This window comes from Ilumatobacter sp., assembly GCF_039969435.1.
Taxonomy (GTDB): domain Bacteria; phylum Actinomycetota; class Acidimicrobiia; order Acidimicrobiales; family Ilumatobacteraceae; genus Ilumatobacter_A.
Window position 1 is genome coordinate 518,977 of record NZ_JBDVNU010000006.1, and the last position, 13,740, is coordinate 532,716.

At 67.9% G+C, this 13,740-nt stretch carries 14 protein-coding genes; 9 read left to right on the top strand and 5 right to left on the bottom strand.

Features of this window, described 5'->3' with window-relative positions; all coding sequences use genetic code 11:
* Positions 1 to 27 precede the first annotated feature (27 nt).
* Both ABJK40_RS03205 and ABJK40_RS03210 read left to right on the top strand, forming a co-directional pair.
* Complete coding sequence (locus ABJK40_RS03205; RefSeq protein WP_348478000.1) at positions 28 to 1,791, top strand: DHA2 family efflux MFS transporter permease subunit; 1,764 nt, start codon at positions 28 to 30, stop codon at positions 1,789 to 1,791.
* On the top strand, positions 1,788 to 2,498 hold the full coding sequence (locus ABJK40_RS03210) for a TetR/AcrR family transcriptional regulator (RefSeq protein WP_348510139.1): 711 nt from the start codon (positions 1,788 to 1,790) through the stop codon (positions 2,496 to 2,498). The genes ABJK40_RS03205 and ABJK40_RS03210 overlap by 4 nt, the downstream gene beginning before the upstream one ends.
* Positions 2,499 to 2,550: 52 nt before the next feature.
* Here ABJK40_RS03210 and ABJK40_RS03215 read toward each other — a convergent pair whose 3' ends face one another.
* Positions 2,551 to 2,988 carry a hypothetical protein gene (locus tag ABJK40_RS03215; protein ID WP_348477998.1) on the bottom strand — a complete coding sequence of 146 codons (438 nt, stop codon included), beginning with the start codon at positions 2,986 to 2,988 and terminating at the stop codon, positions 2,551 to 2,553.
* Between the two features lie 171 nt (positions 2,989 to 3,159).
* Between ABJK40_RS03215 and ABJK40_RS03220 the strand changes: the two genes are divergently transcribed.
* The 3 genes from ABJK40_RS03220 (at position 3,160) to ABJK40_RS03230 (ending at position 5,862) form a co-directional block, all read left to right on the top strand.
* Positions 3,160 to 3,402, top strand: a complete 243-nt coding sequence (locus ABJK40_RS03220; RefSeq protein ID WP_348477997.1) for a DUF3072 domain-containing protein — start codon at positions 3,160 to 3,162, stop codon at positions 3,400 to 3,402.
* Between the two features lie 182 nt (positions 3,403 to 3,584).
* Positions 3,585 to 4,736 carry an acyl-CoA dehydrogenase family protein gene (locus ABJK40_RS03225; protein ID WP_348477996.1) on the top strand — a complete coding sequence of 384 codons (1,152 nt, stop codon included), beginning with the start codon at positions 3,585 to 3,587 and terminating at the stop codon, positions 4,734 to 4,736.
* A gap of 160 nt (positions 4,737 to 4,896) precedes the next feature.
* Positions 4,897 to 5,862 carry a hypothetical protein gene (locus ABJK40_RS03230; RefSeq protein WP_348477995.1) on the top strand — a complete coding sequence of 322 codons (966 nt, stop codon included), beginning with the start codon at positions 4,897 to 4,899 and terminating at the stop codon, positions 5,860 to 5,862.
* A gap of 154 nt (positions 5,863 to 6,016) precedes the next feature.
* On the opposite strand, the gene ABJK40_RS03235 is transcribed toward ABJK40_RS03230, so the two are convergent.
* On the bottom strand, positions 6,017 to 7,243 hold the full coding sequence (locus ABJK40_RS03235) for a DUF222 domain-containing protein (RefSeq protein WP_348510140.1): 1,227 nt from the start codon (positions 7,241 to 7,243) through the stop codon (positions 6,017 to 6,019).
* 283 nt (positions 7,244 to 7,526) lie between these two features.
* Between ABJK40_RS03235 and trpB the strand changes: the two genes are divergently transcribed.
* Genes trpB through ABJK40_RS03250 form a run of 3 tightly spaced genes read left to right on the top strand, consistent with a single transcriptional unit; the run spans position 7,527 to position 10,371 of the window.
* Entirely contained in the window at positions 7,527 to 8,735 is a 1,209-nt protein-coding gene (trpB, locus tag ABJK40_RS03240) for a tryptophan synthase subunit beta (protein ID WP_348510141.1), read from the top strand.
* On the top strand, positions 8,732 to 9,574 hold the full coding sequence (trpA, locus tag ABJK40_RS03245) for a tryptophan synthase subunit alpha (RefSeq protein WP_348477992.1): 843 nt from the start codon (positions 8,732 to 8,734) through the stop codon (positions 9,572 to 9,574). Before trpB ends, trpA begins: the two co-directional genes overlap by 4 nt.
* Before the next feature lie 53 nt (positions 9,575 to 9,627).
* Positions 9,628 to 10,371: a VOC family protein gene (locus ABJK40_RS03250; protein WP_348477991.1), complete on the top strand. Its 744-nt coding sequence runs from the start codon at positions 9,628 to 9,630 to the stop codon at positions 10,369 to 10,371.
* Between the two features lie 85 nt (positions 10,372 to 10,456).
* On the opposite strand, the gene ABJK40_RS03255 is transcribed toward ABJK40_RS03250, so the two are convergent.
* Together ABJK40_RS03255 and ABJK40_RS03260 are read right to left on the bottom strand one after the other, a co-directional pair.
* On the bottom strand, positions 10,457 to 11,179 hold the full coding sequence (locus tag ABJK40_RS03255) for a pirin family protein (RefSeq protein ID WP_348477990.1): 723 nt from the start codon (positions 11,177 to 11,179) through the stop codon (positions 10,457 to 10,459).
* 28 nt (positions 11,180 to 11,207) lie between these two features.
* Positions 11,208 to 12,218, bottom strand: coding sequence for a DNA topoisomerase IB (locus tag ABJK40_RS03260; RefSeq protein WP_348477989.1), 1,011 nt, complete (start codon positions 12,216 to 12,218; stop codon positions 11,208 to 11,210).
* 136 nt (positions 12,219 to 12,354) lie between these two features.
* Here ABJK40_RS03260 and ABJK40_RS03265 point away from each other — a divergent pair, with 136 nt between their 5' ends.
* Positions 12,355 to 12,840 (top strand): SRPBCC family protein, encoded by a 486-nt coding sequence (locus ABJK40_RS03265; protein ID WP_348477988.1) that lies wholly within the window; start codon positions 12,355 to 12,357, stop codon positions 12,838 to 12,840.
* A 23-nt stretch (positions 12,841 to 12,863) separates the two neighbouring features.
* On the opposite strand, the gene ABJK40_RS03270 is transcribed toward ABJK40_RS03265, so the two are convergent.
* On the bottom strand, positions 12,864 to 13,625 hold the full coding sequence (locus tag ABJK40_RS03270; protein WP_348477987.1) for a GntR family transcriptional regulator: 762 nt from the start codon (positions 13,623 to 13,625) through the stop codon (positions 12,864 to 12,866).
* Between the last annotated feature and the right edge of the window lie 115 nt (positions 13,626 to 13,740).

The window sequence follows — 13,740 nt, forward strand, 5'->3', positions numbered from 1 at the left end:
TTGCAAGAAGAGAAGAGTGAGCGAGAGATGACAGTGATCGACGATCCGAAGCGACGGCCAGACGACGACACACGGCCGTCTCCGCCATCACCCGCTCCCGCCCCCGACGATCTCGACACGGTGGTCCACGAGCGCCGTTGGCTGGTGCTCGGGGTGCTGTGCCTCAGCCTGCTCATCATCGTGATGGACAACACGATCCTCAACGTGGCGATCCCGTCGCTGATCACGGACCTGGGTGCGAGCAACAGCCAGATCCAGTGGATCATCGACTCCTACGTGATCGTGTTCGCCGGGTTGCTGCTCACCGCAGGGAGCCTGTCGGACCGCTTCGGTCGCAAGGGTGCTCTGCAGATCGGCATCGTCCTGTTCGGCCTCGGATCCGTCGCCGCCGCGCTGTCGGGTTCTGCCGGGGAGTTGATCGCCGCACGTGCCTTCATGGGGATCGGCGGCGCACTGATCATGCCGTCCACCCTGTCGATCCTCACCAACGTCTTCCGAGACCCCAGGGAGCGCGGACGCGCCATTGCGGTGTGGGCCGGGTTCTCCGGCCTCGGTGTCGCCGTTGGTCCGATGGCGGGCGGGTTCCTCCTCGAACACTTCTCGTGGCACTCCGTGTTCTGGGTCAACCTGCCGCTCGGCGCCACCGCCCTGCTGCTGGGCGCTTTCCTCGTCCCGACTTCGCGCGACCCGAAGCAGAGCCGGCTCGACCCGGTCGGCGCAGCGCTGTCGATCGTCGGGCTCGCGTCGTTGCTGTTCGGCATCATCGAGGGCCCGGCCAAGGGATGGACGCACTCGACCGTGCTGGTCGGATTCGCCGTCGGCATCGTCGCACTCGGTTCGTTCATCGCCTGGGAACTCCACACCGCACATCCGATGCTGGACGTGAGCGTGTTCCGCAACGCCCGGTTCTCGGCCGCCAGTGGCACCATCACCATGGTCTTCTTCGCGCTCTTCGGCTCGCTGTTCCTGATGACCCAGTACTGGCAGTTGGTCCATGGCTACTCGCCACTCCAGGCCGGCGTCAGGCTCCTGCCCCAGGCGTTCACGATGATGCTCGTCGCACCGATGTCGGCGCGACTCGTCGAACGCGCGGGCACCAAGCGGGTCGTGCTGACCGGCCTCGTCCTGATCATGGTCGGGCTGTCGCTCTTGTCGTTGATCCAGCCCGAGACCCCGTACGTCGTGGTGATCTCGTTCCTCGTCGTGATGTCGGCGGGCATGGGCATGACCATGGCTCCGGCGACGGAGTCGATCATGGGCTCGCTGCCGCGCGAGAAGGCCGGCGTCGGCTCGGCGATCAACGACACCACCCGTCAGGTGGGCGGCGCGCTCGGCGTGGCGATCGTGGGTTCGGCGGTGTCGAGTGTGTACGCCAGCCGACTGACCGACCTGGCCGAGCAGTTCGGTCTGAGTTCCGCCGCCGGGACCGAGGCACAGGCGTCGCTCGGCGGTGCGCAACGCGTCGCCGCCGGACTCGGTGCCGATGCGGCCCGGTTCCTCGACGCAGCCAACCAGTCGTTCGTCGACTCGATGTCGGTCGGTCTGCGGGTCGGCGTGGCCGTCGTCGCCGCAGCGGCGCTCATGGCGTGGCGGTTCCTCCCGGCGCACGCCACGGACGCGTCGACGTCCGAGCCCGCCGACATCCGGCCCGCGGCGGTGGGCGCGCCGGGCGGTTCACCTTCGGTCGTCGGTGCTGCTGCACCGGCTGGAGCGAGCCTCCGTTCGCTCACGTCGGACGGGTCACCCGGTCTCTCGGTGAACGCGGCGAGGGGTCCGATCGATCGGCCATGATGTCCACCATGGTCGATTCGGGCACGACGGAGCCGCGCACGGTCGAGGAGGGCACGGTCGAGGCGGGCACCGAGGAGACGAGGACCGCCAGCACGGAGGCGGCGAATTCGGCGGCGTCGAGCGGCGGACGGTCGTCGTCCCAGCCCGCCCGTCGCGGGCGGCCGCGGTCGGTCGAGGCGGACGAGGCGATCCTGTCCGCCACGCTCGAACTCGCCGGTGAGGTCGGCATCGACGGGATGTCGATGGACGACCTGGCCGCCCGGGCCGGCGTGTCCAAGGCGACCGTCTACCGGCGATGGCCGAGCAAGGAGACCTTGGTCATCGCAGCGCTGGATTCGGCGATCGTGCCGTTCGATGACGTGGACACCGGCTCACTGCGGGCGGATCTCGACATGTACCTGGGCGAGTTGGTGCAACGGTTCGACAAGAACCCGATGAGTGACATCCTGCCGCACCTGATCGAAGCCAGCCGTCGTGACGAGGCCGTTCGCTCGTCGCTCGACGACTACGTCCGACATCGCCGTGCGCCGTTGCGCAGCCTGCTCGAGCGCGCTGTCGTGCGCGGAGAACTTGCCGGCCACCTCGACCTCGACGTGCTGATCGACGTGCTGATCGGTCCTTTCGTCTACCGGCGGCTGCTCACTCGCGATCCGATCGACCAGGGTTTCGTCGATCGACTGCTGTCGATCGTGTTGCCCGAGCGCTGACGGCTTCCGTCGCTCGGTTCCTCTCCGCTGACGCTCGGTGCCTGTCGTGTCGTCAGTCGTTCGTCGGAGCCACGACCAGGACGGCGGGAAGTCCGCCGTCCAGCAGTGCAGCGGCCACGTCGGTCGATTCGACGACGACGAGATCGACGGGATGGCGATCGACGTACCGCGTGACCGCAGCGACCACCTCGCCACGCACGACGGCCTGGGTCACCGGCCGATCGCCGAAGCCGCCGGCGGTCGCGGCCGCAGCTGCGTCACCGGCGATGAGTTCCTCGGTGGCACGCGCGTCCATCTCCGACTCGGACAGGATCGGCGAAGCGAAGCCGGTCGCTCCCGACGTGAAGCGGGGATGCTCCGCGATGACCGACACGATCGACCAGCGGACGTCGTCGCCCAGGACCCGGGTCGCACTCCTCGCCGACTCCGGTGATCGACGCGCTCCGTCGAGGACGAAGAGTGCATCGGACACTGCAGTGCTGGCGATCATCGCGCAGGTGTACCCCGAGCATCGAGCGACCAATCTCGTCCGAACGGATGGAACCGCCCGGCGCGCGATCGGGGGATTGGGGGTCGCACGCTGCGGGTACCGACGTCATCAGCACCGACATCAACAGCGACGTGGGCCGATGACGGTCCACGAACACCACAGGAGAACGTCATGACCGATCACACCGAAGACACCACCGACACCAGTGGCGGTGACCTCCCCGGGAACCCCGAGAAGGACCCGCAGGACTGGGTGACCGGCGACGAGAAGATGACCGGTCCCCAGGCCTCGTACCTCCGGACCCTGAGCCAGGAGGCCGGAGTCGACTTCGACGAAACGATGACGAAGGCCGAAGCCTCGCAGCGGATCGACGAGTTGCAGGCGAAGACCGGCCGGGGCGAGACACAGGGCTGAGAACGCACGCGAGCGGAGGTGATGACCCCTCCTCCGCGCGTACGAGGTGATCTCGAAGACGACGCTGCGGAAGTGACGATCGCAGGGGCCGGCGGGCACCTCGGTGGCGCTGATGGTGGCCGAGTGTCCGGGCGGCGGGCCTTCGCGGTGGGTCGGCATGTGAAATGTGATTGGCTGAAGCGGTGAGCACGACGCACCGCAACGCCTACATGACCGACGAGTTGGAGGCGATCTACGAACAGACCGTCGAGTTCGTCTCCAAGGAGGTCGAACCCCACGGCGACGCATGGGAGGCGGCCGGCAAGGTGCCCCGCGAGACGTTCCGGAAGATGGGTTCGTTGGGAATGCTCGGGCTCCGTGTCCCCGAGGAGCACGGTGGACTCGGGCTCGGGATGGTGGCATCGGCCACGTTCAGTGAGGCGCTCGGTTCGTCGACGTATGCCGGTTTCGACGCCTCGGTCCTCGTCCACACCGACATGGCCGGCCCGCATCTCGTCAACTCCGGTTCGCCCGAACAACTCGAGCGGTGGTTGCCGAGCGTCCTGTCCGGCGAGACGATCCTGTCGATCGGTGTGAGCGAACCCGATGCCGGCTCCGACGTGGCCGGCATCCGGACCTCGGCGGTGAAGGACGGTGACGGCTGGCGCATCAACGGCACCAAGACGTACATCACGAACGGCGTGTACGGCGACATGACGATCCTCGCCGCCAAGACCGACCCGGACAACAAGTACGGCATCACCATGTTTCTCCTTCCGGCCGGAACCGAGGGGTTCTCCGTCGCGAACAAGTTGGACAAGCACGGCTGGCGATGCTCCGACACCGCCGAGCTGGTGCTGGACGACGTGTGGCTGCCCGACTCCTCGGTGCTCGGCACCGTGCACCGTGGCTTCTACGAGACGATGAAGAACTTCCAGAACGAGCGGATGGTCCTGGTCGGCATGGGGGTCGGCGCAGCCCAGGCGGCGATCGACCTCACCAGTGAGTACGTCCGGAGTCGGCCGGCGTTCGGTGGGCATCTCTCCGACCTCGGTGCGATCCGTCAGCGCATGGCGATGAACCAGGCCAAGGTCGACGCCGTTCGTGCCGGGATGTACCACGCCGCCTGGCTCGGCGATCAGGGCATCGACAACGTGCGCGCCATGTCGGGCGTCAAGGCCCTGGGGTGCGAAGTGGTCAACGAGGTGATGTACGACTGTCTCCAGTTCCACGGAGGCATCGGGTACATGCGCGAGTCGACCATCGAGCGGATGACCCGCGACGCACGCATCCTCCCGATCGGTGGTGGCGCCACCGAGGTGATGCTCGAAGAGGTCGCCAAGCGTCTGCTCTGAGGCGCGGTCGGGCGACGCCCCGAGAGGCCGTCGAGCGTTGTCCTGGTCTCGAACCGGGCGACATGAATCGGCCGGTTCGTCGTCGAGTGATCTGCCGTGTGGCATGACTTCCTGCGCACTCGGCGCGGGATCGGGTGCTCGAGCGAGATCGGACGGGAGTATGACGGGCACGACGAGTCCTCGAAACGGAGGGTGGCGCTCACGATGGGCGGCGATCGGTGCCGCCATTGCGGTCACGCTGGGCGCCGGCGGCATGGTCGCCGTCGACGCCGCGACATCGGCACCGTCGTCGGTGATCACCGTGACGCCGACTCGAATCCTGGACACGCGCACCGATGTCGGCCTCGCCGGCCCCTTCGTGTCGGGTGTGTCCCAGAAGCTGCAGGGGACCGGCACCGTGCCGACACAGCCGCCCGGCGGTGCCGCGCCGGTCGGCGCTGACGTCGTGCCGGTCACGGCGACGGCGGTCGTGCTGAACGTGACGGTGGTTCGACCCGCCACCACCGGGTTCCTGTCGATCCGTCCCGGTGACGCAACCGGCGATCCGTCGACGTCGAACATCAACTGGGCCGCAGGCGGGGCGAACATCGCGAACTCCGTCACCGTGCAGTTACCGACGTCGGGACAGATCGACATCTTCGTCAGTGGAACGGCGAGCGACGTGCTGATCGACGTGGCCGGCTACATGATCCCCGCGGCCTCCGGACCTCCGGGACCCAAGGGTGATCAGGGCGACCCCGGACCGCAGGGCGAGCAGGGCGAAGTGGGTCCACATGGCCCGGCGATCGAGCTGGCACCGGTCGGGCGGTTCACCCCCAGACAGATCGTGAAGGGCGCCACCCTCGAGTGTGGATCCCTCACCCCCGGCGCACCGCGCACCCCGCCCGACTCCGACGCTGAACGGCATCGCTCTGGAGGACCAGTTCAACATCCCGACGCTCCCGAACTTCGCGAACGTCAGAACGATCTGCGAGACCGTCACGGGCGCCACATTTTCGAGCTACAACGTCGGTGGGGCGGTCAACGCACCGAAGTTCGTGTGGGACGGAACGCAGTGGACGATCCGTGTGGTGGATTCATCGACCGTGACGTCCCTGGAATGCAGGGCGCCGATGTCTGCGGCTGATGCACCGGGCAGCGCAACGGAACGCTCCGGTCCGTCGAACTCCGCTCCGACGGACCGGGGCGGTCTCACAACGTGTACGAAGGTCGGAGAGACCGTCTCCTGCGACTGAGCCGGACCGGAGGGCGCGGATGACCCGGTTCCGCTCCCTCGGACGTCACGCCGCCCGGATGCTCGGCGGCCCGGTACTCCGCACGGTCCCATCGGGCAAGCGAAGGGTCAGCCGGCGATTCGGTCCGAGCTCGACGGCCCACCCGTCGTCGTGGATCCGGCTGTGGTGCGCCGCGCAGACCGGCAGCAGGTTGTCGAGATTCGTCAGCCCACCGTGTCGCCACCAGACCACATGGTGGATCCGGCACCGGTCGAACCCGGTCGAACATCCCGGCACCGCACACGTGCGGTAGAGGGCCCTCAGCGCGCGGCGTTGGGGACGGTTGGCCAGCCTCGTGGATCGACCGAGGTCGAGGTTGCCGGGAGCGTGCAGCACCACGCCGTTGCGCACGACCACTGCGGTGACGTCCGACGAGCCCGCCAGTTCGGCCACCACTCTGGCCGGTAGTTCGACCGGAATCGCCCACTGAGCGACGGGTCCCGGCTGCTCCGGCGCATCGGCGTCGATCGCGACCACCATCTGCGGCCGCACGGAACCCGTCGACGAGGTCCCACCCGACGACGGGGAGGTCAGCAGTCGGACCACGGCGTGGGCTGCGAGGAACTTCTGCTTCTCGATCGGGTCGGTGGGGCAGTGCTCCGGAATGGCCTCGGCGAACGTCGTCGCCACCATCGAGTCGATCGCGGAGAACAGCCGGACACCCGTCTCGGGGTCGAACACCCCACGCAGGTTCCACATGCCGTCATCACCGGTCCACGTCGACACGCGGGTGCTCCGCTTCTGTCGGACGAGTCGGTCTTCGCCGTCGTCGGTCTGCAGCCGTCGGGCCTCGAGACGGATGCGGCTTGCGAACTGTTCGACGGTCGCAGCAAAGGCGACTCCGGTGAGTCCGTCGGCGACGTCGAGGAGCCGCTGACGTTGCGGCCCGTCGAGTTGTCTGCGCGCCCGGGTGACGGCATCGACGTGACCCGCCGTGATGGCGCCGGCCTCCAACGCCTGGGAGAGGGACGGCGTGGCACCCAGCGTGGCGGCGCGTTCCGTGGCCTTCGCTGCGTGACCGAGGTTCGACCTCGAGGCCTCGGCGATGGTCGCTTCGGGGAAGCTGTCGAACGCCGACAGACGCGTGATCAGACGTGCCTCCTGTGCGTCGATCCAGGCGCGCATCTGCCGCACCGACACCAGCGCTCGCGAGACCTCGGTTCGGCACGACGCGGCGTTCGAGCGCACGCCGACGATGATGGTCGCCTGCTCGAGGATCGCCGCCGGGGTCATGCTGTCCATCCAAGCACGGGGGTACTCCAGAGTTTCTCGGCGTCCGTTCCGCAATCGAGACCCCGCGGCCGGACGACGCCGGACCGTCGAGCGCCACGCCCGACGGTCGAACGCGGCATTGGACCACCGAGAACACGCATCGGTCGTGTCGGGTCCGGCCCACTGTGGCCGCTCCGTCCGAAGAGCCCTGATCCGATCCGATTTCTCCGCCGGACGCCGCACATGCGACTGGGGGCGCTACTCTTCTAGAAGACTAGAATTCTTGAGGGAGACAAGGACCACGATGCTCGAAGTCGACACCGTCCAGCGACAGCGCATGACCGAACCCGACGCCGACGGGTACTTCGGCGACTTCGGTGGGCGGTTCGTCCCCGAGCCGTTGATCGGCGCGTGCCAGGAGGTCGAGGCGGCCTTCCGCGACGCATGGTCCGACAACGAGTTCCGTCAGGAGTTCCTCGACGTCCTCACGCACTACGTCGGTCGACCGTCGCCGATGACCGAGTGCGTCAACCTCGGCGCGGAACTCGGCCTCCGTCTGTTCCTCAAGCGTGAGGACCTCAACCACACGGGCAGCCACAAGATCAACAACGTGATCGGACAGGCGCTGCTCGCCAAGCGGATGGGCAAGACCCATCTGATCGCCGAGACCGGCGCCGGCCAACACGGCGTCGCCACCGCCACCGCCGCGGCGCTGATGGGGATGGAGTGCACCGTCTACATGGGCGAAGTGGACATGAAGCGACAGGCCCTCAACGTCTTCCGGATGGGTCTGCTCGGAGCGAAGGTGATCCCCGCCCTGTCAGGCAGCCGCACGCTGAAGGACGCCGTCAACGAGGCGATGCGCGCCTGGGTGAGCGAGGTGGAACACACGCACTACTGCATCGGCACGGTGATGGGTCCGCATCCGTATCCGTGGATGGTGCGCAGCTTCCACGAGATCATCGGGTGCGAGTCGCAGCGGCAGATGATGGCGCTGTTGGGCAGACAGCCCGATGTCGCCGTCGCCTGCGTGGGCGGTGGATCGAATGCCGCAGGACTGTTCGCCGGGTTCGCCGACCACGAGGAGGTCCGCCTCGTCGGTGTGGAGCCGGCCGGCGGTGCTGCGATCGGCCGGGGCATCCCGGCGATCGTGCACGGCATGAAGGCGCACTTCATGCAGGACGAAGTGGGTCAGGTGCTCGAAGCCGAGTCGATCTCGGCGGGCCTCGACTACCCCGGAGTCGGCCCCGAGCACTCGTTCCTGTCCGACATCGGTCGAGCCGAGTACCACCCGGTCACCGACGAACGCGTGCTCGTTGCCTTCCGGAAGCTCGCACGGACCGAGGGGATCATCCCCGCCCTCGAATCGGCGCACGCGATCGCCTGGGTGATGGACAACGCCGCCGAACTGGCGGGCAAGAACGTCGTGGTCAACCTGTCGGGGCGCGGGGACAAGGACGTCCAACAGGTGCAGGAGATGCTCGAAGCCGCACAGAACGGCGACGAGTCGTGACGGGCACGACGTCACCCGAGACGGCGGTGTCCTCGGACTCCCCGTCCTCACCCCGACCGCAGATCGCCCTGGGCTCCACGCTCCGGGCCACACGCGACTCCGGACGCAAGCTGCTGATGCCCTACGTCACCGCCGGCATCGTCCCCGACTGGCTCGATCTGGTCGAGGCGGTCGTGGACGCCGGGGCCGATGCCGTGGAGATCGGTATCCCGTTCTCCGACCCGGCGATGGACGGCCCGACGATCCAGCAGGCGTCGGTTCGAGCGCTCGACAACGGGATCACGCCGCACGCCGCTCTGTCGGCACTGCGCGATCGCGAGATCGCCGTGCCGTTGATCGCGATGACGTACTACAACCTCGTCTACCGCTACGGAACGGAACGCTTCGCGTCGGACATGGCGGCCAGCGGTCTGAGTGCCGCGATCCTTCCCGACCTCCCGATCGAGGCGGCCGGCGAGTGGCTCGCCGCAGCGGGGGAGTACGGCATCGAGAACGTCCTGCTCGCTGCCCCCGTCACCTCCGACGAGCGCCTGGCGATGCTCGCGTCGAACACCCAGGGCTTCATGTACACCGTGAGCACCATGGGCACGACGGGGGAGCGGACGGACCTCGACGACGCCGGAACGGTGCTGGCGCGCAGGGTGAAGGCGATCAGCGACGTGCCCGTCGTGATCGGTTTCGGCATCTCGACGCCCGAACATGCGGTCGCCGCGTCGCGCGAGTCCGACGGCGTGGTCGTGGCCTCGACACTGATGCGAACGCTCCTCGACGGCGGGAGCGTCGAGGAGGTGGCCGGGCAGGTCCGCGACATGCGACAGGCCCTCGACGCGGCGTACTGAGTCGAGAGGTCGTCGATGATCTCGACCTCGCGACGCAGTCGTAAAGTCGGAGCATGACTTCACTCGACACGGCGTCGTCGACCGCTCCCACGATCCAGGGCGAGATCCGCCCCGATCTGCACCCGAGCGGGATCAACCACCTGGCCATCTCGACGACGGACATGAAGGGCCAGCTCACGTTCTGGGCCGAGGTGCTCGGCTGCCCGACCCGAGCGCTGTACTGGATGCACGGTGTGGCGAACACGTTCCACGGCTTCGTCGAACTGTCCGGCGACTCCTACGTCGCCTTCGTGCAGCACCCCGACAACCGGGCCGAGGTCGAGTACGGCGTCACCCACGCCGGCAATCCGGGCGCACCGGTGACCGGAGGCGCAACACAGCACATCGCACTCCACGTCGACACCCTCGACGACGTGCTCGCCATGCGCGATCGCATCAGGTCCAACGGAGTGCAGGTGATGGGGCCGATCGACCACGGCATGATCCAGTCGATCTACTTCGCCGGGCCCGAGGGGCTCAGCCTCGAGGTGTGCTGCGGTCACGACATCGACGAGAAGCAGTGGGTCGACCCCGAGGTGCAGGGTCTGTGCGGCATCTCGGCCGAGGAACTCGCAGCACTCACGTCACCGTCGCCCACGACGGTCGGACCGACTCCGGTGCCCCAGCCCGCCGCAGACGACTCGAAGCCGCAGATGCACTACCCGCGGTCGGTGTACGACTCGATCATGGGCACGTCCGACGCCGACATGTGGGCGATGGCCAGTCACCCCGAACCACCCGTGCCCGTCCCCGACTGACGAGACGACCACCCGGTGATCCAAATGGTGTCTGACACCGTTTGGATCACCTGGTTGATTCGTCGGGTGGGTGACGTGGCGGAGGTCAGCGCGGCAGGTCGCCGGTCTGCCAGATCAGCACTTCTGCACCGTCGTCGCCGGCGGTGATCGTCGGCGTGCCCCCCGCCGTCATCCGGACCGCGTCTCCGGTGGCCAGGGCGCCGACCTGCTCGAAGTCCGCCGAGCCCTTGGCGACGAAGACGTGGGCGAACGCCGCGTCCGGGACCTCGATCCGTTCTCCGGGAGTGAGGCGTGCCGCCCAGAGCGCGGCGTCGCGCTGCTGGATCGAGATCGCCGAGTCGTGCCCCATGCCCGACGCGACGGGGACGAGGCCACCTCGTGTGAGGTGCTCGTTGATGTCCATCTGCTGGTACCCGGGATCGACACGGGCGGTGTCGGGGACGATCCACATCTGGATGAAGTGGACGTCGGCGTCCTCGGCCTTGTTCTTCTCCGAGTGCCAGATGCCCGAGCCGGCGGTCATCCGTTGTGCGAGGCCCGGGTAGATCAGGCCGCGGTTGCCCTCGGAGTCCTTGTGCTCGAGTTCACCGTCCAGCACCCAGGTGACGATCTCCATGTCCTGGTGGGGGTGGGTCTCGAAGCCGGTTCCGGCGGCGACACGATCGTCGTTGAGCACGAGGAGTTGCCCGTGATGGACGTTGTTCGGGTCGCGGTGGTGCCCGAAGCTGAACGAGTGGTGGGAGTCGAGCCAGCCGGCTGCGGTGTGGAAGCGGTCAGCGGCCCGGTGGAGTCGGATGGACGATGTCATACCGGGTCCAACATCTTTGTGGCCACAACTATTCCCCGGTGAGCAGCTTGGTGAGTGCGCTCTCGGACCGATCGAGCCACCTCGAACCGCGAGACGACGACCATGCCGCGTCGATCGACTCCTGATCCGCCTCGGTGATCGCGGGGTGCACGTACGAGCTGCGCGCCACCGATCGGGTGTTGCCGAGTTCCTCCGCAGCGGCGTCGATCGCTTCGAGGAGACGGCTGCCACCGGCGCGGGCCTCGAGCGCGGTGCGCGACCCTCCCCACGTTCGGAAGTCTTTCGCACTGAACGCCGAACCGGCATGCTCGATCACGAACCGGTTGATGTCGCCCGCCGTCGCTCGGCGTCGCTCGCCGGTGAGGTCGTCGTCGAACCAGAACAGCTCGTTGTCGGCGTCGGCGGCGAGTTCGGTCAGCACGTCGGCGAGGTCGTCGTCCTCCACGAGCACCTCACGCTCCTTGCCACTCTTCGCGGTGTACACGAGCGACACCAGGCCGTCGTCGATGACGTGGTCGACCGTCAGCGTGGTCGCGCCGTAGTGGCCGTTGACAGCGGACTGGTCGTTGCCGACGCGCAGCAGTTCCCGATCGATGAGGGTCACCGCGGCGGCCACGGCGTGATCGCGACTGCCGACCGGTTCGCTCAGAGCTGCCGCCGCCGCCTTTCGGATCTTCACGATCGCCCGCCCGAAGTAGGCGAGCCGAGCGAACTTGCGCGTGTCGCAGAACGCCCGGAACGCCTCGTGGTATCGGTACTGCTTGCGACCGGCTTCGTCGATGCCGGTCGCCTGGAGGTAGCCGGTGGGGTTCGGGCAGATCCACACGTCGGTCCACGCGGGCGGGATCGCGAGTGCGTCGATGCGTGTGATCTCACGAACTCCGAGGACTCGTCCGGTGGCGTTCGTGTAGCTGAAACCGGATCCGCGTCGACGCCGCGTGTGGCCCGGCTCGGTGTCGGGAACGTGCGTGAGGTCGATCAGCGGCGCGAGCACGGCGGGGTCACGGTCGAGCAGTGCCTTCGGTACCCGAACGGTCACGGAAGCGCTCGGATCGGTGGAGGGAGTCTCGGCATCGCACTGACGTACCCACTCGGCCCCCGGCTATTCCACGAGGCCGGCGACCGGACGACGGTGGTTTCGACTGCCACCCGCCCCGACGCGTAGCTTCACGGAGATGAGCGACGACGTCCAGGCCGGGTCTCCACTCCACGGATCGGCGTCGGTCCACGTCGACGCGTCGCCCGAGACGGTCTTCGCCCTGCTCACCGACCTCGACCGTCTGCCCGGCCTCAGCCCGGAGAACGAACGCTGCGAGTTCCTCGACGGGTCCTCGTCGATCGAGGTCGGCGCCCGGTTCCGTGGGCACAACCGGGCGGGTGACTACGAGTGGCACGCCGACTGCGTGGTGACCGAACTCGAACCCGAACGCCGCTTCGCCTACGAGGTGCCACCCGACTACGAGCACGCGACCACGTGGGCGTACACCATCGAACCCGACGCCGAGGGCACCGGGTGCACCGTCACCGAGACCTTCCACGCTCCGCTCCTGGGCCTCCCCGACGTCTACCCCGGCAGGATCGAAGGCCGCCGCGACAACCTGGAACGCGCGTGTGCGACCACGATGGCCAACCTCAAGTCGGCGCTCGAGTCCGGCGACTGACCGACGGTGCCCGACCCGCGCCGTCAGCGAGGTCGATAGCCGACGTGCATGCTGCGTGCCGAGCGTTCGGTGCGGATCTCGGTGGCGTCGCCGCTGAGCACGGCGCGGTCGTAGAGGAACGCCGTGCCGTCTCCGGTCCGCGACACGCGCACCGATTCGAACGCCGCACGTCCGGGCTCGACGGCGAGCATCTCGGCGTCGACCCCGTCGAGTCGCACCGATCGCAGGATCTCCGACGCACGATCGAGGACGAGACCGCACGCGGTGGCGAGGGCCGCATACAGCGAGACCACCCGCAGGTCGACCGACGAGATCTTCGACCACGCCGTCGTGGTCACGAAGCTGCGCTGGACGACGACCGGGATGCCGTCGATCGAGCGACGACGGACCACCTCGACGAGCGCCGTGCCGTCGGCGAGTTCGAGCGACCGGCTGGCCTCGGCAGCCATCGCCGAGTCGGCCGCCTCGTCGACGTCGAGGACCTCGGTGTCGACATCGACGCCCTGCTCGGTCATCTCCTGCGTGAAGCTCCACAGGTGATCGAGGTCGTAGCGCACGCTCGGTGACTCCGAAACGAAGGTGCCCGTTCCCTTGACCGCGTGCACCAGGCCGTCGGCTTCGAGGTCGGCCAGCGCCTGGCGCAGCGTCATCACCGTCACGCCGTACTCCTGGGCGAGCGCGTGCTGGGCTGCGAGCCGTTCGCCGGGAGCGATCTCACCCCCGTCGATCCGTCGGCGGAGGTCGTTCGAGATCGACCGGTACTTCGGGATCCCGCTCGCAGCCACGCGCTGATCATAGAGAGCCGAGATGTCGTGGCGTGCCCTGTGCCAGGACGCTTGGGTCCGACTCCGGCTGCTCGGCTACCTTCCAGTCCGACACCTGTCGACGACCGGTGTCGAA